17 protein-coding genes are annotated in these 21,148 nt (G+C 46.8%); 2 read left to right on the top strand and 15 right to left on the bottom strand.

Annotated features, from left to right (window positions below):
* The first annotated feature begins 1 nt into the window (after position 1).
* Positions 2-901: an NAD(P)-dependent oxidoreductase gene (locus ACWGXJ_RS07000; protein WP_061829552.1), complete on the top strand. Its 900-nt coding sequence runs from the start codon at positions 2-4 to the stop codon at positions 899-901.
* A 108-nt stretch (positions 902-1,009) separates the two neighbouring features.
* Here the strand turns inward: ACWGXJ_RS07000 and ppnP are convergent, their stop codons facing one another.
* The 4 genes from ppnP to ACWGXJ_RS06980 all read right to left on the bottom strand — a co-directional run bounded on the left by ppnP (position 1,010) and on the right by ACWGXJ_RS06980 (position 6,025).
* On the bottom strand, positions 1,010-1,324 hold the full coding sequence (ppnP, locus tag ACWGXJ_RS06995) for a pyrimidine/purine nucleoside phosphorylase (RefSeq protein ID WP_013309288.1): 315 nt from the start codon (positions 1,322-1,324) through the stop codon (positions 1,010-1,012).
* Between the two features lie 214 nt (positions 1,325-1,538).
* Positions 1,539-3,584 carry a transketolase gene (gene tkt, locus ACWGXJ_RS06990; protein ID WP_061829554.1) on the bottom strand — a complete coding sequence of 682 codons (2,046 nt, stop codon included), beginning with the start codon at positions 3,582-3,584 and terminating at the stop codon, positions 1,539-1,541.
* 391 nt (positions 3,585-3,975) lie between these two features.
* Complete coding sequence (purU, locus tag ACWGXJ_RS06985; protein ID WP_069291410.1) at positions 3,976-4,875, bottom strand: formyltetrahydrofolate deformylase; 900 nt, start codon at positions 4,873-4,875, stop codon at positions 3,976-3,978.
* A 22-nt stretch (positions 4,876-4,897) separates the two neighbouring features.
* Positions 4,898-6,025, bottom strand: coding sequence for a deoxyribonuclease IV (locus ACWGXJ_RS06980; RefSeq protein WP_025722686.1), 1,128 nt, complete (start codon positions 6,023-6,025; stop codon positions 4,898-4,900).
* Between the two features lie 297 nt (positions 6,026-6,322).
* Between ACWGXJ_RS06980 and ACWGXJ_RS06975 the strand changes: the two genes are divergently transcribed.
* Positions 6,323-7,237: a TIGR01777 family oxidoreductase gene (locus tag ACWGXJ_RS06975; RefSeq protein ID WP_250262027.1), complete on the top strand. Its 915-nt coding sequence runs from the start codon at positions 6,323-6,325 to the stop codon at positions 7,235-7,237.
* Between the two features lie 197 nt (positions 7,238-7,434).
* Here ACWGXJ_RS06975 and ACWGXJ_RS06970 read toward each other — a convergent pair whose 3' ends face one another.
* From ACWGXJ_RS06970 to ACWGXJ_RS06920, 11 genes are all read right to left on the bottom strand, one after another.
* Positions 7,435-9,273: a DUF6382 domain-containing protein gene (locus ACWGXJ_RS06970; protein WP_452566459.1), complete on the bottom strand. Its 1,839-nt coding sequence runs from the start codon at positions 9,271-9,273 to the stop codon at positions 7,435-7,437.
* Between the two features lie 63 nt (positions 9,274-9,336).
* Positions 9,337-9,849 (bottom strand): A24 family peptidase, encoded by a 513-nt coding sequence (locus tag ACWGXJ_RS06965; RefSeq protein ID WP_025722689.1) that lies wholly within the window; start codon positions 9,847-9,849, stop codon positions 9,337-9,339.
* 93 nt (positions 9,850-9,942) lie between these two features.
* The gene (locus tag ACWGXJ_RS06960; protein WP_452566458.1) at positions 9,943-10,938 is read right to left on the bottom strand and encodes a TadE/TadG family type IV pilus assembly protein; all 996 of its coding nucleotides are present in this window, start codon (positions 10,936-10,938) and stop codon (positions 9,943-9,945) included.
* A complete protein-coding gene (locus tag ACWGXJ_RS06955) occupies positions 10,907-13,123 on the bottom strand; it encodes a hypothetical protein (protein ID WP_452566457.1) in 2,217 nt (738 codons plus the stop codon). Before ACWGXJ_RS06955 ends, ACWGXJ_RS06960 begins: the two co-directional genes overlap by 32 nt.
* A 40-nt stretch (positions 13,124-13,163) precedes the next feature.
* The gene (locus ACWGXJ_RS06950; protein ID WP_250262031.1) at positions 13,164-13,832 is read right to left on the bottom strand and encodes a TadE family protein; all 669 of its coding nucleotides are present in this window, start codon (positions 13,830-13,832) and stop codon (positions 13,164-13,166) included.
* A complete protein-coding gene (locus tag ACWGXJ_RS06945) occupies positions 13,832-14,023 on the bottom strand; it encodes a Flp1 family type IVb pilin (protein ID WP_013309278.1) in 192 nt (63 codons plus the stop codon). The genes ACWGXJ_RS06950 and ACWGXJ_RS06945 overlap by 1 nt, the downstream gene beginning before the upstream one ends.
* 13 nt (positions 14,024-14,036) lie before the next feature.
* Entirely contained in the window at positions 14,037-14,921 is an 885-nt protein-coding gene (locus ACWGXJ_RS06940; RefSeq protein WP_452566456.1) for a type II secretion system F family protein, read from the bottom strand.
* Positions 14,922-14,927: 6 nt separating this feature from the next.
* Entirely contained in the window at positions 14,928-15,719 is a 792-nt protein-coding gene (locus ACWGXJ_RS06935; RefSeq protein WP_254326496.1) for a type II secretion system F family protein, read from the bottom strand.
* Positions 15,716-16,963 (bottom strand): CpaF family protein, encoded by a 1,248-nt coding sequence (locus tag ACWGXJ_RS06930; protein ID WP_452566455.1) that lies wholly within the window; start codon positions 16,961-16,963, stop codon positions 15,716-15,718. The genes ACWGXJ_RS06935 and ACWGXJ_RS06930 overlap by 4 nt, the downstream gene beginning before the upstream one ends.
* A gap of 15 nt (positions 16,964-16,978) precedes the next feature.
* On the bottom strand, positions 16,979-18,136 hold the full coding sequence (locus ACWGXJ_RS06925) for a ParA family protein (RefSeq protein WP_452566454.1): 1,158 nt from the start codon (positions 18,134-18,136) through the stop codon (positions 16,979-16,981).
* Positions 18,137-18,664: 528 nt separating this feature from the next.
* Positions 18,665-20,992, bottom strand: a complete 2,328-nt coding sequence (locus ACWGXJ_RS06920; RefSeq protein WP_452566453.1) for a histidine kinase — start codon at positions 20,990-20,992, stop codon at positions 18,665-18,667.
* Between the last annotated feature and the right edge of the window lie 156 nt (positions 20,993-21,148).

The following is a 21,148-nucleotide window of genomic DNA, read 5'->3' as shown; positions in this document are numbered from 1 at the left end:
AATGAAAAACATCGGATTTATCGGACTGGGCACCATGGGCGCCCCGATGGCATCCAATCTGCTAAAGCAGGGATTCGGAGTCACAGTTTATAATCGTACCGCTTCGCGCTGCGAACCACTGGCAGAGCAAGGCGCACGTACAGCTTCAACTCCTCGTGAAGCAGCTGAAGGTCAGCACTTGGTCATTACCATGGTCAGCGATGATCACTCCATTCGTGACATCTATTACGGCGATGACGGCGTGTTTGCCGGACTTACGGCTGGCATGACCGTGATGGACAACAGTACGATTTCACCTGAACTGGTCAAGCAACTGGCCGCCGAAGCGGACAAGCTGGGCTGCTCCTTCATTGATGCACCTGTAACAGGCAGTAAGCCTGCTGCTGTAGACGGTACACTTGTGTTCATGGTTGGCGGTAATGCAGAAGCCATTGCGGCACAATCAGATGTTTTTGATACCCTGGGCAAAAAGGTACTTCATATGGGACCTAATGGCAGCGGGGCCGTAGCTAAGCTCGCTCATAATACGATGGTGGGTATTCATAACCTCGCTCTGGCTGAAGGCTTTGCTATCGCAGCTAAATCCGGCATCCCGGCAGACAGCTTCCTTGAATTGGTACAACTCGGATCGGCAGGCAGCAAGGCCGCTGACCTGAAAGGGCGCAAAATCATTGAACATGATTTTAGCAACCAGTTCTCACTTGCCTTGATGCTTAAAGACTTGAAGCTTGCTTCCTCACTAACAGACAGCCTGTCCATCCCTGCACCTATGTTATCCATTGCCAAAAGCCTGTTTCAAGCCGGGCAAACACAAGGCTACGGCGATGAAGACTTATCCGCTGTCGTGAAGACATACGAAGCATGGATTGGCCACACCATTGGTGGTCAACCTCTCGAATAAGCTGCACCTTTCTTTGTAACCATACGGCTGTGCTTGTGTACATATGGCATAGCTTTAGGGTAAGCACACTTGGCTTGAAGGCTGAGTGTACTTACCCTTTTTAGCTTATTATTCGGGATAAGAACAGCAATAATCAGTTACACTTCGTACTTCCAGCTTGAATGAAGACTTTGCAGGTACGTGAAAGGTTGCCGTCCCTTGTATTTCTAGCCATTCCTCAGTACCTGGAAGCAACACTCTCAAATCCCCTGCCAAAATCTCCATGATCTCACGGGAATCCGTGCCGAACTCATACGTTCCTGGCAGCATAATACCCAGTGTAACCTTACTGCCGTCACCCAGGATGACTGTACGGCTTGTAACCTGACCATCGTAATAAACGTTTGCTTTTTTAACTACGCTTACTCCATCGAACTGTGTCATTCGTTATCCCCTCATCTGCTCTCAATGGTTGAATGAATATTGGTGCATCATAACATAGATTTGATTTCAGCTTCAGTATGAAAATACACACTGTATCACCGTATCCTATACATTGGAATTCAATAGTGATTTCATTGCAAAGCATCAACTGTATGAAACAAACAGCCGTAAGCCTTTCTCAGGTTACGACTGTCTGTTTTAGATGCTCAGTGTTTTATTTCAACAAAGCTTTCACACGGCTAACAACATTCTCTACTGTGAAGCCGTATTCCTTAATTACGCGGTCGCCAGGTGCGGATGCGCCGAATGTGCTGATACCGAGAATGTCGCCTTGGTCGCCAACATATTTTTCCCAGCCCAGTGGATACGCCATTTCTACAGCCAAACGAGCTTTCACTTCTGGCAGCAGAACGGAATCTTTGTATGCTTTGTCTTGTTTTTCGAACAGATCCCAGCTTGGGAAGCTGATAACACGTACTTGAATACCTTGTTCTGCCAGTGCTTCCTGAGCTTTAACAGCCAATTGTACTTCGGAGCCTGTAGCCAGAATTTGAGCAACCGGTTTGCCGTCTGTTGCATCTGCAACCACATAAGCACCGCGTTTGATACCTTCGCGTGCATGCTCAGCACTTGCAGCCAGGATTGGCAGGTTTTGACGAGTCAATACCAGAGCAACCGGGTTTTTCTTGTTTTCCAGCGTATAAGCCCAAGCAGCAGAAGTTTCATTACCGTCCGCTGGACGAATTACTGTCAAGTTCGGGATAATACGCAGGGAAGCCAATTGTTCGATCGGCTCATGAGTCGGACCATCTTCACCTACAGCAATACTGTCGTGAGTCAGAACGTAGGTTACAGGCAATCCCATCAGAGCTGCCAGACGAACGGCTGGACGCAGATAGTCTGTAAATACGAAGAATGTACCGCCGAATACTTTTACACCTTGGTGCAACGCCATACCGTTCATCGCAGCAGCCATACCAAATTCACGGATACCGAAATAGATGTTACGGCCGGCGTAGTCTTCTGGCGTAAAGTTCGTCAGGTTGTTCAAATGTGTCATCGTGGAGCTCTCCAGATCGGCAGATCCGCCTGTCAGGAAAGGTACGTTTGGAGCCAATCCGTTCAGAGCATTACCAGAAGCTACACGAGTCGAAACGGCTTTGTCTCCAGTCGTGTATTTCGGAAGATCACGATCCCATCCTTCTGGAAGATCGCCGTTTACAGCTGTTTCGAACTGAGCTGCCAAATCAGGGTGAGCTGCTTTGTATTTCGCAAACTGTTCATCCCATGCTTTGTTCGCCGCGATACCGCGCTCTTTTACTTTAGCAAAATGCTCGCGCACCTCTTGTGGTACGTGGAAGTCCTCTTCGTATACCCATTTGTAGAATTCTTTAGTCAGCTTAGCTTCTTCTGATCCCAGCGGGGAACCATGAGTACCACCGTGTCCGCCTTTACCTTGTTTGTTCGGGCTTCCGTAGCCGATAACTGTCTTCACTTCAATCAGCGTAGGGCGTGTGGAGTCGCCTTGCGCTTCTTCAATGGCTTTTTGGATGGCCGGAAGATCGTTACCATCTTCTACGCGCAGTACTTGCCAGTTGTAAGCTTCAAAGCGTTTGGCAACACTCTCGGAAGAGGACAGATTAAGCTTACCGTCCAGTGTAATATCATTGGAATCAAACAATACAATCAGCTTGCCCAGTTGTAAGCGACCAGCCAACGAAGCAGCCTCGTGGGAAATACCTTCCATCAGATCGCCATCGCCGCAGATTGCATATGTGAAGTGATCTACAACTTTAAATTCGTCTTTATTATATGTTGCACCCAGTTGAGCTTCAGCCATTGCCATACCTACGGACATTGCGAGACCTTGTCCCAGAGGTCCGGTTGTAGCATCTACACCAGCAGTGTGGCCAAACTCAGGGTGTCCCGGTGTAAGGCTTCCCCATTGACGGAATTGTTTCAGTTCTTCCATAGGAAGATCATAGCCGCTCAGGTGCAGAAGGCTGTATAGCAACATGGAACCGTGTCCTGCGGACAATACAAAACGGTCACGGTTAACCCATGTAGGTTGATCGGGATTATGATTCATCGTTTTAGCAAAAAGTTGGTATCCCATTGGCGCGGAGCCCATCGGCATACCAGGATGTCCCGAGTTTGCTTTCTCGATGGCGTCAATTGCCAACGTACGAATAGTTGTGATGGACAAATTGTCGATCGTGGAGTTTTCATCCTTTTGGATCGCTTGGTTCTGGTCAGTCATGGTTAGCCTCCTCATATTGTAAAAAGTATGTCAATTGCATTCGGTCATACTCTTCAACATCACCGTCTGATACAGAAACGATGTCTGTTGAAGTGAGTGAATCTGCTTGAATGTTTCAATATGACTTATACATTCTTAAGTATTGTACCATTTGCCGTGAAAGTTTGCCAGATCGTTTATAAAGATGATTGTGGAAATGTTGTACCGAGTCCTCATATAAATATACCCGTAATGTATTAACCTCATTTAAAAAATTATAAAATCAAAAAAAATATTATGTACTGACCGTTTATAAGGCAAATAACTCACATAAAAAAACAAAGCCCGTTATGCGACGGACTTTGTTCAACAAAAAATATATACTCACAAAATTTTTTCTAAAATTTTAGGATTAGTTAAATACGACCGTTTTGTTCTCATGAACCAGAATACGATCCTCTGCATGCCACTTCACGGCTCTTGCCAAAACGACCCGCTCTATGGTGCGACCGATCCGTTTTAGCTCATTTACATCATCTCCGTGACTTACACGCTGCACGTCCTGCTCAATGATCGGGCCGCCGTCCAATTCTTCAGTTACATAATGCGCAGTAGCACCAATAATTTTCACACCGCGATTATAGGCTTGGGCATATGGCTTCCCACCCACGAATGCGGGCAGAAAGGAATGATGGATATTGATAATCCGGTTGCGATAATGCTCAATAAACTTAGGCGAAATAATCTGCATGTAACGGGCCAAAATGATAACGTCAATGTCTTCGCCAATGACTTCTAGTTGACGGCGCTCTGCCTCCGGTTTGGTATCGGCTGTTACCGGAATATGGTGATACGGGATGCCAAACGATTCCACATACTCCTTCATATCCGGATGATTACTAATTACCAATGAAATATCCGCGTCCAGATCTCCTGCCTGCCATTGCCACAGCAGTTCTACCAAACAGTGATCTTCTTTGGAAACGAAAATAGCCAGTTTTTTCTTGCGGCTGACCGCAGAAATCGTCCACTCCATACGGAATTGCTCAGCAACAGCGGCAAAATCCTGCTCCAACTGTGGCTGGGTTGCACTCAAATTCGGCAGATCAAATTCAATCCGCATAAAAAACATACCGCCGGACGGGTCCATTGTATATTGGTCAGATTGAACGATATTGGCCCCATGCTCATACAAAAAACGGGACACGGCCGCTACAATACCTGGTCCGTCTGGACAAGATACAAGCATACGCGCGCGGTTTTCATGGGCTGATAGAGTGCTATTTGGCTGATGTTTTACGTGAATTTCCATGTGGCTATTAATCCCCCTTAGCTTATACCGTCACTGGCAAATGACTGCCGGCAAACCAGGCAATCAACCGTTGATTAATGTGTTCTTCGCTCAAATCTGGAAATAGTGCTGCTTCCGTTATCATGTCATACAGACGCTCCAACGGCTCACGTGGATCGGCTTTTCTTGCTTTGGCATCATTTTTCAGCAGAGCCCAGGTGTCCAGCACAAATTTACGGACATCCACATCCTGTTTTTTGAAAAACGAATGCAATTGCTCTACCTGACCCAAAAACTCATCCCCAAAGCGCTCCTTTACATTTCCGCGAAGCAGGGCAATTTCAACCTCATACATCGGACGCTGAGTTTTGGCTTCCTTCCCAATCCATGGCGTCTCCAAAATAAACGGACGTCCTTGAAGTGCTTCATGATGCACCACATTATGAATCGTCTGATAGCCAATCCAGCCTGATCCAATCGGAGTATGTCGGTCTTTATGAGCGCCAACTGGATTTTTACTGTCATTAATGTGAACAACTGCGATGCGATTCAAGCCGACAATACGGTCGAATTGCTCTAATACACCGTCCAGATCATTTACGATATCATAACCCGCATCGTGAATGTGACAGGTATCCATACAAACTGTAAGACGCTCGTTATGCTCTACTTTATCTATAATGGAGGCAATCTCCTCAAAGCTACGACCCATTTCCGTTCCTTTGCCTGCCATCGTTTCAAGCGCAATGTTAACATCTGTCTCCTTCACGCCGTTTAGTACCTCGTTCAAACCATCAGCAATACGCCCAATTCCGTATTCTGCATCCTTATCGGTAAAAGCGCCTGGATGTAGCACGATATTTTTCACACCAATCGCGTGTGTGCGTCGAATTTCCTCCTGAAGAAAGCTGACCGCAAGCTCATAGGTATTTTCTTTGTAAGAGCCAAGGTTGATGATATACGGGGCATGCACCACGATATCTTCCATTCCCTTCTCAGCCATTAACTGCTTGCCTTCCTCCAAATACATGGACTCCATCGGCTTACGGCGCGTGTTTTGCGGTGCCCCCGTGTATATCATAAAGGAGCTGGACCCGTAAGAAGACGCTTCTTTTGTAGCGCTGAGCAGACCTTTGTCCGAGAAGGACACATGAGAACCAATTTTCAGCATGATTCTGATTCATCCCCTTATCCTGTTATGCTTGTCTTATTTTAATTTAATCATTTTAACGTGATTATTGAAATCAAACAACATAGCTTTTATGGCAGCTTTCTTAAATGACTCTATTAAGGGAACACGTAGATAAAGTACACATCCGAATATATGTTAGTCAAACGAGGGTAAATAAAATCATGGATTGACATCCTTAACCGTATAAAGGTACATTCATATGAAGTTTTTTTCTCGAAAAGGGTTATATTCTATAACAGATGTATTTTTTTGTGAATCGGAAGGAGAGCTGGCTCCATGAACATCATCGTATGTGGAGGAACTGGATTGGTGGGGAGTGCACTGGTCAAAAGCTTGCTAGACGACGGATACACTGTGAAAGTCGTTACCCGCAAGCCACTGGTAGGACACGAAGCGAGCCCCCGTTTGCAATATATGAGTTGGAACGAATTAAAACAAAAGCCTGAAGTACTGGAAGGCACCGATGCGGTCGTTAATTTAGCAGGCGAAACGCTGAATCAGCGCTGGACGGATAAATCCAAACAAAGAATTCTTCAATCTCGACTGCTATCTGTTGCCCGGTTGGCTCAAGCATTGAATGCTCTACAAAAAAAGCCGAAAGTTATCATTCAGGCTTCGGCTGTTGCCGCCTATGGTACTTCCCTGACCGAAACATTCGATGAAACGAGCCCACGTCGATCGGGAGATTTTCTGTCTCAGGTGGTTGAGCAATGGGAGGAAGCCGCCAATGCCTACCCTTCTGATGCCCGTTTAATTAAGTTACGCATTAGCCTTGTGCTGGACAGAAAAAAAGGGGCATTCCCCCTCATGAAGATGCCTTATAGCTTCGGATTCGGCGGCAAAATAGGCAGTGGCCATCAATGGATGAGCTGGATTCATATTGAAGATATCGTTCGTCTGATCACGTACTGCATCCATACGACGGAAATCGTCGGGACAGTGAATGCTTCATCACCACATCCCTTGACGAACGACCAGTTTGGGAGGACAGTAGCTACGGTATATCACCGTCCGCACTGGTTTCCCGTCCCCAGCATTCTCGTTTCAAAGCTAGTTGGTGAGATGAGCACGCTTGTATTGGATGGTCAAAAGGTACTACCGCGCAAAGCGCTGGAGCACGGATTTAAGTTTAACTATCCTTCACTTAAGGACGCTCTTGAGGAACTCCATTCTTCCCAAAAACAGCATTGAATCTAAAAAGAGGAACTCCAGGCTGGTAGGTAGTGTCACTGCCAGCTTAGAGTTCTTTTTTAGTCCGACACAATCTTTCAAGAAGACTGCAAGTTTTTAAGATGCTCATTTTATTCCTATGAATAGCCCCCTATTACAAAGAAAGAAGCCCTGAACATAACAGGCCTCTTCTTGACATATATCCATATAACCTTTATTTATGATGCATTGGAGGATTTAAAAGAGTCCAACCGATAAGTATAAGATACCCCGGCGATTTTAAAAGTGTCTCCATCCTTCATTGTGTACTCCTTATAAGGCACCATAGGCTCTCCATTCAGAACAGTTCCGTTCGTCGAGGATAAATCCTTAACAATGTGGCTATGTTCTCCTGTAACTATACAAAGCTCAATATGAGAACGGGAGGCTCCATCCGTATGCTCCACAAACTGGACCAGTTGCGGGTCTCTCCCGATGATAAAGCTGCCTGCAACGAATTGGTCTGGCTGCAACCGGATGCGCTCGGTCCCTCCACTACCTGGTGGCTTGCGATCCAGGCAAGCAATCGGTGGTTGCTGAACAGGTGAAATCTGTATCTCTTGATCTGGACGAAGCAGCATCGTTTCCTGCTTAGATGCAGCATTTAGCAGCTCCGTTACTCCGGAGAGAGACTTATAATAAGCCTCACTGGTATTACTGGCTTCCAATTCATTTCCCCGCTCCGCACCTTTCCACGATGGCTCGTGTAAGTCATAATTTGCTGAAGTTTTCTCCCTGTCTTCCGTAACTCGGTCTCCCACGCTTTTAGATTCTGAGTTTGGAAAAGTCCATCTCCAGCTCTCCTGCCCTTGATCACTCAAATCGGAAGATCGCTTGTCTTGATGATGCTGTCCCGCTACAAATCCGGTCAGCTTATCTACCTGATAACGATCATTTTTCCGCTGCGCTGGGGAAGAAGTAGTTCCTAACCATTCCGAATCCAATACAGGTACTGAATCGCTGTACATATGAGATGAAGTTCTATTGCGCTCCCATTTCCCCGTCCAGCTTATATAAGCAACGGCGGCAAGTACCAAGGTCAGCACCACGGAAATGATCAAAGGTACCGTCTCTGGATGATCCAGATAAATATAACGCCACACGATGGCCGAAGCGAGCAGACATCCAAGAGCAATGTACGTTTTATATTTTTGCAATCCAGGCTCCACATCTTCAACTTCGTTTTCTGTTACAAACTCAGAATTCTCCTCTGGTTTCATGGACGGTTTGAGCCGATTGATCCGTTTAAGCTCCTGAATCTCCTGCAGAGTCTCCCGATGCTCTTGCCCGTATGTTCCGCTACGATCAGTATAGTTCCCCTGTGAGGTATGAGAGACATGAGAGGTATGAGAGACATGAGAGGTATGAGCAGATATGAGAGGGTCGGCTGATGAAAAAGCTCGCCCCTCCATACTTTCTCCCTGCACGCTAGCACTCTCTGTACCGGCCTTCATTCCTTGTAATAACAGTTCCTTTAGCAATCCCAATTCAAATTCATTTCTATCACACAGATCCAGTATGCGTTGTATATATTCTCCCTGAAAATGGGCCACACGAGTCATTAAACGAATAACCATCTGCTTAAATTGACTGCCTGTTTGCCCTGCATACTGTACACTGCGTAAAGGAACATAGGTTAAACTGGCGGTTTCCCTAGTACCTGAACCACTTAAAAAAATATAATCCTCATGCAAAATAAACTGGCGGATATCTAACATATATTGCGGGCTGCGATGGAGGGCATCTGCCACTTCATAAAGAATCCGGTAGAATTCAGAAGTCGACACGCCCCCACCTTTCCATAACTGGGAAAGCATGCGTTGCCCCGAAATGTCGTAATGTAACTCAATCTGAAAATCGACTTCCTTTATTCTAAGTTCCAGCAGACCAGGAATCCGATTACCAGTCATCATTCCGGTCTGTACGGAATTTAAATCATCGGTCTTGAGCCCGTCTTCCTTGTTTAGAATCATAAATGTCCCGCCGTTCCGGGCAAAATCCCTACTTAAACCAAACAATTCATGACCTCCTTAACAATTTCCTATCTCCGTGAGGTAGCATGATCTCCCCCAGCGGACATGTCATGGCAAGAAGTAAAGATAAGCACTGATCGCTCCCGGAATGACTGCCGTCATAAAAGGAAACCTGAGGTGCGCTTCATTTCCACTGGTCAGCGCTTTGCCGCTGCGAAATAGAAAAAATCCTCCTAAATTAAAAGCCACGCGCCGCAGTCTCATGATCGTTTCCCTCTTCCATAGCAAAATTCCTATGCCAATAATACCTGCAAAAAAAATCGAATATAAAGCTGACTGCCATGCAAAAGCGGCACCTGTCCATGCTCCAATCAAGCCGAACAGCTTTACATCTCCTGCACCAACAGCTCCCATCCAGTACAAAATCAGCATGAACCCAAATCCGGTACCCAGTCCAGCAACAGCAAATAAAAAACCGTGCCACCCTCCAAACAGAGTATTGAACACCAAGCCTACCACTATACCGGGCAATGTAAGCTTATTAGGGATTTTCATGCTACGTAAATCCGTAACTAACGCAATCGCGAGCAGTACTCCGCATACAATATACATCCACGTCAATGCGATCTTCCCCCTTTAAAAAATAGAACTAGCAGACTACCAAATCATTTTCCATCGTAGTTATTCCTGTCCGTCTATGTCGATCGATCCTATCTATCCATCAGCTGGCTTTTCCACGGTAAACGGAACTTCTATACGTTGACCGTCCTCCGTTTCAATCACAAAGCTCCATTGACCGGGTGTTGTATTCGTTCCCACAAACCAGTTCCATTCAATAATCCCGTCCGCATTGGCAGAGGTCCAGCCCAAGTGCTGAGCTGTGCTCTCACCCGACTTATAAAGTACAGAAAGGTTAGCAGTCGTCCCAGGCTCAACCTTGGCCTTGATCAAATTGTACACACCTTTCACAGCAGGTTCAGGCTTGACGAGCAACTGTATGGAATGCTGCGCATCCTTATCTCCTGTCGCATTTCCTGTACCTGCTCCTTCCCCTGTGTCGCCAATCCAAAGACGTTCCTCTGCCGCCGCCTGAAGCACAATGCTGCGATACAGAAAGGGGACCTTCATCGGCAGTTCATACGACAGCTCTACTCTAAAATAAGGGTCCTTAGTTCCTGTAAGAGCAGGTACATGTATGCTCGTTATATGAATACGGTCATACTCCAGAATGCTTTCCTCCATAAAAGGCTTTAGCATCGGCTTCAGAACAGGGTCAAGTGCAGCTTCCGTAAATCGCCCCCGCAGCTCCTCCATCGGCTTTTGACCGCCCTGAACAGCGCTTTCTACCCAATCACCAATTGGAGGTGGCAACTGGGCAGCGAATTGGCTTGCATATTCACTCACAGATAACTTGGGCAATTCATCCAGCGGTTCACGGACTGCATCTATTTTCGCGGACGCCGCCTCCACGGCTAGAGAAACTGGGTAGATTTTAGTCGAAACCTGCTTAACCGCTTCTGAAGCGGTGGTCTGCAAGGCTGTGGATACCAGCGTCATCTGAACCATATAAATGAGAAAAATAATAAAAAACAGAAACATTGGCAACACGAGTGACGCTTCTAAAACAATACTTCCTTGTTCACGCCGCTCCTGCCCACAAACCTGCCGTAAATACTGATTAATAGGAAAAATGCGCTGTTTTCGTGACATAGTACACACTTCCCTTAATACTCTCGCCTTCTTTTGAGGCGGTCCCGAGCATCTTCATTACCCCAGGTAGAAACCACAGCCTCATCCCATTCTTGACCTCACCCGTTGCATACGTTTGCCGCTCAGCAGGATTGACATCTGTATTCAGGCGGATCAGAGCAAGCATACGGGACATTTTTCGTTCATTATTGCTATGGAGCATCAGGAACAATCGCAAATGATCTTTGTATGTCATTCGAAATTTTAGAAAATCAGACAATGGCACGTCCCCCTTTTGTGCCAGCATAATCATATCTTCTATCGCTTTTTCTACTCCATATAACAAAGCTGCCGCCAAAACGACCAGCGGATTACCTTTTGAGCTGTTTTTAACCAATCCCTCCATTGTTCGAATGGCGAGTCTCATAGCAAAAATTTCTCCATAGGCGGATGCCAGATTACCCGTCGGATTATGGAACCCATACAGGATGTACTCAACTTCCTGATTATTCACCTCCAGCTGATCTCCCAAAATCTGTGCAGCATTTCCCACATTTCCACCCGATCCGGCCAAACTGCCAAAACGGCTAAAATCCACATGATGAAAGTAAGAAAGCGCGTATTCATTCTGGTAAAACTCGTCTCCCAGTTGAGTCAGTAAATTGGATGCCGACCCGTATAGACCATCCATACTATCCATGGAAGCTCCCGCTGCATCATAGGTGTCATAGGACAAATCAGCGGATACAGATGGACTGGATGTAGACTGGTTAAACGAAATACTTTCATTGTAATACCGCTCCAGATTTCGGAATTGTTCTGCACTTTGTTTACCTTTGGAAAGAACCTCAATGATCCGATAGGCTTGTTTGAGCTTGTTTTTCGCCTCTTTTTCCATTTTCTTGCGTTCTTTATCCGGTCCACGTCGCGTATCCATCATTTTGGCTTCACCGTCGAGTACATTCGCAGGTCCCGTCCAAGCGTACGCACTCAAGTATTTATCTATCTCTTTGAGCGTTGAAGCGACTTCTTGCTTGAGCATGTCTGCATTCAAAAATGGATCTGTATAAAAAGATAATGTACGCATCATACTCGTTATTCTATTGTTAGCAGCATTTATAGAAGTCCGTTGCTTTTCAATTTCTGCTTCCCATTGCTCAAATTCCTTGTCTGGAATCAACAAATCCTCTACCTTTTGCCGTGCGCTTCCTACCGACGGATCTGCGCTGGAGCCTGCTCCGCTTGGAGTAGGCGCTGCTGAAACCTCATCGTAGCCTGCATTGGCCGCCCTCTGCTTATACTGGGCAATGACTTTGCGCATCTCTTCATTGATCTGCCGGGCCTCATTTAACGGTTCCTTGGCTTCCAGAAGCAGCTTATCATGTTCTTCTCCAGCCTGAGCCATGATCTGACACAGGCGATCAAGCGCTGCCCTCGCTCTACGTGCATATTTTTCCATCTGCATGATTTTAACGTCGTCCACACTCTTCTTATTGTCTTCATATACATGTACGTAATGCTTATATTGAGCGGCAATATCAGCTACAACCTCAAGCGGGTCCCATATATACTGATTGGGCATATAGGTGCCCCTCTGTTTAATAATCCGCTTACGAACCTCTTCCATATAAGCTCCTGCCTTACGCTGCTTCTCCAGCATGTCATCTAGTTTGGCCTCTCGTCTGTCGTACAGCTTTTGCAGCCGTTTCAGCAAATCTACCGTATGTGAAGCCTCTTTCATATTTTGAGAGAGCGGCTTTAGCTTTTCGAGCACTTCAAACGTAAAATCGACAGGTGCTTTATACTTCATCTCTTCACGGATCTGCTCGTTAAATATGGCATATTTACCAAGCTCCCTTTCCATTTTCAGGGAACTAGAATCCAGCTTCATGTTCATAAGCGGTAGCGTTTCTGCGCGTGCCGTACGTCGCGCGCTGTCATTGAGCACTTTGACCATAATTTGTTCTCCGCCGCCTTCGCAATAAGCAAACAAACCGTACTCCTGTTGTAATGTCGGATCATAAGCAGACATCACTGAACGAACCGCCGCATGGGTCAGCCGTTCGGTCTGCACATGCAGTGCAGCAATTCTCGCGTAATCAATAAATACAGCAATAAAACCGAACATGACCGCCAAAATCAGAATTAAAAAGACCGTGACAGCACCTGATTCCCCGTCCTTTGTATTGTGTCCCTTACCAAACACCCGCTTCCTCCTTTCCAGTTACATTCCCATTACTTACTTCTCACTGACCGTTTTGACCATATTGCATCAATACTTTCCCTACAACTGCCGAATCTACCTTTTCACCTGATCCTCTGCCCATAAACTTCGCACCATAATAACGGACCAACTCCACCGTACGAATCCATTCTACAGGTTCGACCACGCCAGAACTCATTTCCCCTTGCAAATCTGTCTGATCTAAAAACTGATTCAGCAAAGGTACCTTCACTATCTTATTTAACTTTGTGGTCACCTTACGGTGAATCATACTGTTCTCATATGTCATCTGCCCCTGCATGCCCGCAGGCATATTATTTTCTGCATTGGACAGCTTTTGAGCAGGTAACGAGCCTCCCCCATTGCCGCCCGGCACCTGTACATTTTCCTGATTGTTGGCTCCGGTCCAGCCAAACAGGGCTCCTAGCATAACATCATCCTTCAAGCGCCAATAGAGAGAATCCCGTTGCCCTTGTGTAAATGCTCCCGTACGCGGGTCCTTGAAGCTGTTATCCCAACTGTAAGCGGCCCTTTCCGAAGCAGTAGCAGCGACCTGCACCAATATAGATTTTTGATATATGTACAGGCAAAAAAATAACATCACAAAAATGACCAGCAGTAGAATGGGAAAGACGAGGGAAGCTTCCAAGGAGAAGCTCCCGTCCTCTTTTTGTGCCAATTTGCGCAGCATTATGAATCCATAAAATCGTTACTTTTTTTATCCGCCTTTTTCAAAAGCCCTTCTACAATTTTCTTGATCTGATCTTTGAAAATAATTGCCACCGCAATCAGAATGGCAATGATCAGGATCATTTCTAACGTACCCAGACCATCCTCATCCTTGTACAATTTACGAATACTGCCTGTTACTAATGTCATCATCGTTGTATTCCTCCTACATATTCATCATCATTAAAGCCGGAGCGCCCACCAGCACAATTACCGTTAGCAAAATCAGCGCCATCGGGAATACTAGCTTAGATGAAGCCTGCTCCCCCCTTGTGCGGCTAATTGAAGTCCGCTTGCCCCATAACGTCTGGGATAACTCACGTAAAGCCATCACGAAATCGCTCCCGCCGCGCCTCATATTCAACAAAACTGTCGTCGTAAATACCGTCATTTCCTGAATACCACAACGTTTGCTCAGGTGCTCAAATGCCTGTTGAAAGGAAAAACCACTTTCCCATTCCGCCACCGTCTGCCTCAGTTCTCGATACAACGGATGTTCCGTATCCGTCCCTTTACGTTCCACGCAATGTAGCAATGCCCGTTGTACCGTCTCACCTGCACCTACTAAAAGCATCATTTTACTCAACAGTTCAGGCAGTTCCATTAAAATTTGCTGATCTCGCTTCTGTACTTTCCCATGTAAATCCTTGATCAGCGCGATGGGTACCAGAATACCAAGTCCCAATCCGACCACCAGCCCAGTCGCATCCCCGCCCAGCATAAGCGATATTAAAGCTCCACCAGCAGCCATCATATATCCGTAACCCAACATTTCTGCCAGAAAAAGCATCGTTTTTTCTCCGCTGTTGCGCATACCATACAGCTTCTGCACCGAACGCTGGAGCTTGAACATCAGCAAAGGCAGCCGGTGAGTAGCACGTGAAGCATGAATCATGTGTACAAATGGGACCGAAAGTCTTTGCAGCCGCAGTCCCTCCAGCTTCATATGGCGAAAATGCGCATACTTAGCACCATGCATCTGGTTCAGCACCACCCAACCTCCCACTTGCAGAACCAGCATGACCAGACAAACCAACATCACCACACCCATCTCTCCTTACACTTCAATCTTCATAATGTGGTTGATCCACACAAGACATCCACCAAGCACCAATAAACAAAAGGTTGATAAAATCATACCTGTACCGCTGTATAAGGGCATCATGTAATCACCCGCTGTCATCGTCATAAACAATACAAACAAAAAAGGCGCCGCAAACATAACCCTCGATTCAAAACGTTTCTGCGCAATCATTACACCGATCTCCTGCTGAATTTCCAACTTCTCACCAATGACATTTGAAGCTCGTCGTACGACTTCCACCAGATCACCTCCGGTTCGTTTGCAAGCCGCAAATACGTCCGCAAAATTCGTAATATCCTCCATCTGCGCGCGACGGGCCAAATCCTGCAAAGCAGCCTCTACAGGCTGTCCGATTTCAAGACAGGCGGTAATGATATTAAATTCAAAAATCAGGTCGTGATCTCCATCTGGACTAAGCAATCTCAAATCCTCTACAGCCTCACGAAAACCATTCTCCACCGACCTTCCCGCTGAAAGAGAAGATGAGAGTGAATATAAAGCCTGCTTGAATTGGATGCTTAGAGCAGACCTGCGTCGTTGCAGCAAAAATTGCCTAAAATAACGAGGCGTCACCACAGCCCCGGCAGCGCACAGCAATGATAATATCCATTGGTGATAAAATAGATAGCCGATCATCGCAAACAGCACGCCACTAAACAATATGCACAGACTTTTTTGTACTGTCGATAATGTATATACCGTATAATCTGGCAGAGAAGGGACCTCACGTGATACTTGCTTGGCAGTCGTTTTTCCTGACTTCACGCTGATACTCCTCCCCTGTGCCAGCTTTCCGGATTGATCCCGGCCATTTGCAGCTTCAAAGTATGTTGCAGACCCTCGCCACAACGTTCCAGATCTCCTACGATTCGCCCCTTACTTTCTCCTCGTTCCTGAAAACGATAAAGAGGATTAAGCGTCACCTCACCATTTTCAAAACCAATCACTTCGCTAATTTCCAGTACTCGTCTGGATTTGTCGCGCATCCGTGACAGATGAACGAATATATCAATAGCTGAGCTGATCTGCTGCCGTACTACTCCAAGCGGAAGCTCTGCCCCTCCGAGCACCATCGTTTCCAGCCGGCTGACCATATCGCGGATATTATTCGCATGCCCAGTTGACAAACTTCCATCATGGCCAGTATTCATCGCTTGCAGCATATCCAGCGCCTCACTCCCCCGGACCTCACCCACCACAATGCGATTGGGCCGCATACGCAGGGAGGAACGAATCAGATCACGAATTGTGATTTCTCCCTTTCCCTCGGTGTTCGCATTCCTTGTTTCCATGGAAACCAGATTAGGGACCGTCACAATTTGTAGCTCTGCTGAGTCTTCAATAGTAATAATCCGTTCAGACGACGGGATAAACTGGGATAATGCATTCAGAAAAGTTGTTTTACCAGAACCCGTTCCCCCGCTTATAAAAATGTTGTACTTGCTACGTACCAAGTCCTTGAGCATAGCAGCGGTTTCTGCATCCAGCGCACCCATTCGTATCAAGTCATCCATCGTCATAGGACGCTCGGGAAACTTCCGTATTGTCATCGTCGGACCCTTGAGAGCAACTGGAGGCAGCACAATATTTACGCGTGACCCATCCTTTAACCGGGCATCCACAATGGGGGAAGCCTCATTCACAATTCGGTTCACCCCGGCTACAATCGTCTGGATTAAATCCTCCAGTCGCTCGCGGGACTCAAATTGATCGGGTACCTGCATCACCTCACCAGCCCGCTCCACAAAGATTTCGCGGTGACTGTTGATCATAATTTCCGTAACGGTCGGGTCGTCAATCAATGGCTGGAGTACATCTAGCCCACGGAAAGAGTTAAAAATCTTGCGGACAAGTGCGTGCTTCTCACGGGAAGTTAAGCCCGCCAGCTCTACATCGTGTAAAATTCGATTTTCAATATGCCGTACCAGATCGGTATCCTTTACCGAAGACGTTACGTCCAGCCCGTTTCGGATATCTGCTCGCAATGCCTTAAACCGTTCCTCATTCATGTTCATCAGCCCCTTTTAAGACCAAACGGCCGGCGGATGTGTTACACTGTCCACATTCAGCAGCTCGTGGCACAGATGACGAATTTCCCGCTGATAAATAGGTGAACTAAGCAGTAGCTCACGGTGCTGCATCTGCTTCCATGAAGGTATATAGGGTAACGCTCCGTTTAGCTCCATGAAGTCACGAGGTAACGAGTTGATCATCGTTCCCATATAGCGGTTCACCACAAAGCTGGTTTTGCATATCATATCTTCAAGCCCTTCAGGCTGCGTGGTTTCTAAAACATCCAGCCATAATCCGCACTTGTGCATGCTCATTAAATCGTCTGCCAGCAACCAGATCAGCTTATGACTAGCTTCAAGCACGGCTTGAGCCCGGTCACCTTTTTCAGAATCGCCATCTACGATCACTACATCATACTGTCCGCTTTCGGCAACCGTTCGAATCAGTTCTTTCGCTTCATCACAAGTCATGTCCGTCAGTTCCTTACGATTATAAACAGGCTGAAAAGTATCCGCCTGAATTTCAGGGCGGCGAACACAATAGGCTGCCACGGATAATGGAATGCCCTCATTCCCCTCCGCCTTGAGATCATAGAGCAGCCTGGATAGCCCTTCTCCTTCTGCTTCGCTAGCACTGCCTGAACCAGTGAACAACGAGCTTGAATCCACCGTCTCCAGATTCAGATAGAATACCGAATATCCCTCACTCCCCAGCTGTTTGGACATATTGAGTGCGGCCGTTGTCTTGCCCAGTCCGCCGGAAGCTGCTACCATGCCGATAATCAGTCCACCTTCCCGGCTGTTTACACATTTCCGACCGTTCGACTTCTGTCTCGCCGTTTCCAAAATAAAACCGACCAGCTCAGATAAGGGCTGATATTTTAATAAAGACTGTCCACATTCGCTCACTTGTTCTCCCTCATGCAATACCAAACAAGGAATATCAGCAGCTTCCCTATCTGTCCATAGATTCAAAAAAGCCGCTTCACCAACCACCACGTCCGGTCTTTTCATTCCGCTGGTTTCCATCATGTATTGATGAAATGCCTCCGGTTGCGAAAAAGCCGTTATTCTCAGCCTTCTGGCGTACTCGCTTCCGTGAACATAATTCAGCAGCGGCTCAATATAATCCCGGCCTTCTACAGCCAATACCACTTTCACTGGAACCATAACGCTCATCCCTTTCCCTAACACAACAACGCAAAAAAGCACCGTTCATCCATCCGTAAGTACATACGGTTGGTGAACGGTGCTTCCGTCACGTGCAATCTATTTACTGGTAGAATAGCATAGCGCTTATATTAGAGCAAGTATTTTTTGTGCAAGTATCTTCCAAAATCCTCGTACTAGGAGAAGGCGGGCAGTCTAGCCCCGCCTCCTACTATCTTCATCTTAGTAGAATTTGTGGTGACGACGATGACAGTCATGATGGCGATGATGGCGACGTTTCCGGCAATGACATTTCTTATCAAAATCTTCATGTTTCCAGTGATCACGTTTAAATTTAGGTTTAAACTTAATGACAGTCACCTTAATGATCTTCTTAAAGACACGTTTTTTTGGCTTTGGAAAATGACAATCATGCTTACGATGTTTATACATTCAAATTCGCCTCCATTTCTTTGAGATAGAATATACTATGGAAGCAGCGAACCATCGGTAACCAGCATATGACTATTTATGAATTTACTGGGCTAATTAATGATCTACCTCCAGCTTAATATCTGGATCATAATCCGCCACAATTAGAACATCCATATGACGTGCTTGACGGAGAATCCTTGGCACAACCGCAGACTTACCCCAACGGCTACTTCGGGAAAACTGCCCCACGATGAGCTGTGTACCTGAATATCCTTCCACCGGAGCAATCAAAATGTCGGCAATTTCGCGTCGGCTGGAAACAAGCCGTATCTCAAAGGTCCCCCCCAGTCGGTGGGTCAGCAGCTTTAGTTGTTCCAGACGAGGGTTCAGTCTCTCAGGTATACGCTCACCGACATGAGCATAAGTCACAATCCACACAGCCTTCAGACGAAAGGCGATACGAAAACCACGGCGAATCAACCTTTCAGCATTTTCACTTAGCGTCACGCCTACGAAGATTACTTCCTCCCTGCGCCACGGTCCCCGAAGTGATTCATGTCGATCCCAGGATTCCAGCCGCTCATCTACGTCATCTGCCAATTCCCGCAAAGCAAGTTCACGCAGCGCAATCAGATTGCCCAGTTTAAAAAAGTGGCTAAGTGCCTGTTCCACCTTCGCATGATCGTATATTTTGCCTTCACGCATACGCTGCTGCAACGATTTAGGAGCCACATCCACAAGCTGTACCTCATCGGCCAGACGCATCATATGGTCGGGAACAGTCTCTCTCACTCGTATGCCAGTAATCTGTTCTACCGCATCATTCAGGCTCTCCAGATGCTGTACATTCATTGTGGATATCACAGAAATACCTTGTTCCAAAATGGTAAGCACATCCTCATAGCGCTTAGATCTCATACTTCCGGGCACGTTGGTATGTGCCAGCTCATCAATAAGCACCACCTCGGGATTACGCCTGAGAATGGCTTCGGTGTCCATTTCTTCCAAATGTGCGCCATGACGCTCAATGGACTGACGGGGAATCATCTCCAGAGAGCCTACTTGTGCCAATGTTTCTGCTCTTCCATGCGTTTCCAGCAGTCCGATAACTACATCGATCCCGCTTTCCAGCAGATCATTCCCCTCTCTCAGCATCGTGTATGTTTTGCCGACCCCCGGAGCAGCGCCAATGTATACCTTGAGCTTGCCCCGCAGGATTTTGGCTGCCTCAGCCTGTGCTTCCTCAACGCTCAAACGATGATACGGATCATTATCTCCCTCTTCCTGTCTCATTGTTGGCAAGATTCGCTCACCCTCCTGCTCGGCCCGGTCCGCAATCAGCAGCAAATCCATATTTTTCATTCGTTTTAAAATCCCGTTCACCAGCGATCCTTTCATCAGCTCCTGCCACGGAGTCTGCCGAGAATGCCCCATAACAATTCGGGTAACATTGTGCGTCACCGCATAATGAATCAGTTGACGAGGCAACCTTCTGCGGGAAAAAAGCGGGATTTCTTCAAATGTTGATCCGATCTTGTCAGCCAACTGCTCAATCGAACGCTTGAAGGCTGCTGATTCCTTGGACAGCCTGCGCTTCGAGCTGACAAAGGAAACCACTAGCATATCTCCACCCAACCGCTTGGCTACCTGTTCTCCCCTACGTACATAAATAGACCCATTCCAATGATATTGAACAGGTACCAAAATACGCTCCGCCGCTCCTGACGCCCCGTGCAAGCCTAACTCCTCTCGGTGCCGTTCCAGCGAATCGTTCACATCCTCTGCTACCAATCGCAGGGCTAGCTCACGCAATTTACCCAGATTTCCCCGGTGAAACATCTCAGGATTGGGTGTATGCATGTAGCCTTTCGCCAGCCGTTCCAAAATCATCTCCGGGGTGGCATCAATCAGACGAATTTCATCCGCCAGTTCCAGTGTATCAACTGGAACCGTATATTCCGCTTCAAAGCCTGTTAGCTGATATACCCACTCCGTAATTCCTTCGAGTTCATAAACATTAACCGTCGTAATGACGCTAATTCCCTGCTCCAGCAAATACCGAATATCCTCCAGCCGTGTTGGAAATGGGGCGTCTTTCCGGTTATGATGTGCCAAATGATCCACCAGTACCACCTCGGGATTTCGTGCCACTAAAGCTTCCACATTCAGATCCTTTTGCTCCTCACCATCTTTTATCCAATGAATACTAGGCACGCGCTCCAGCGTGCCGACCTGTTCCACAGTCACAGGCCGCTGCATGGTTGAGACCGCGCAAATTACAACATCAATACCTTCATGCTGCAACGATTGTCCCTCCTGCAGCATATGATACGTTTTGCCCGAGCCACTGACCGCACCCATGTATATTTTGAGTCTGCCTCGATGCAGTTTGTTAATCGAATCCAGTATTTCCTCTGGTGATTTACGTTTGAAGCTCTCCACTTTCGTTCCTCCCCGCAGCGTAACCGCTCATTCCGTTCATTCTTATATGGTTGTAATGAATGTACTCCCGTGTCCCAATCAATTCAAGATGATCAATCAAGTTTGCTCCAAAAAAAGCCGCGCAGGGCAGTATAAGCGCAAAAAAACGTGCATTCA

It is taken from the genome of Paenibacillus sp. S33 (assembly GCF_053615415.1).
The sequence above is the reverse complement of the archived record's forward strand: the minus strand, read 5'-3'. Positions and strand labels throughout refer to the sequence as shown.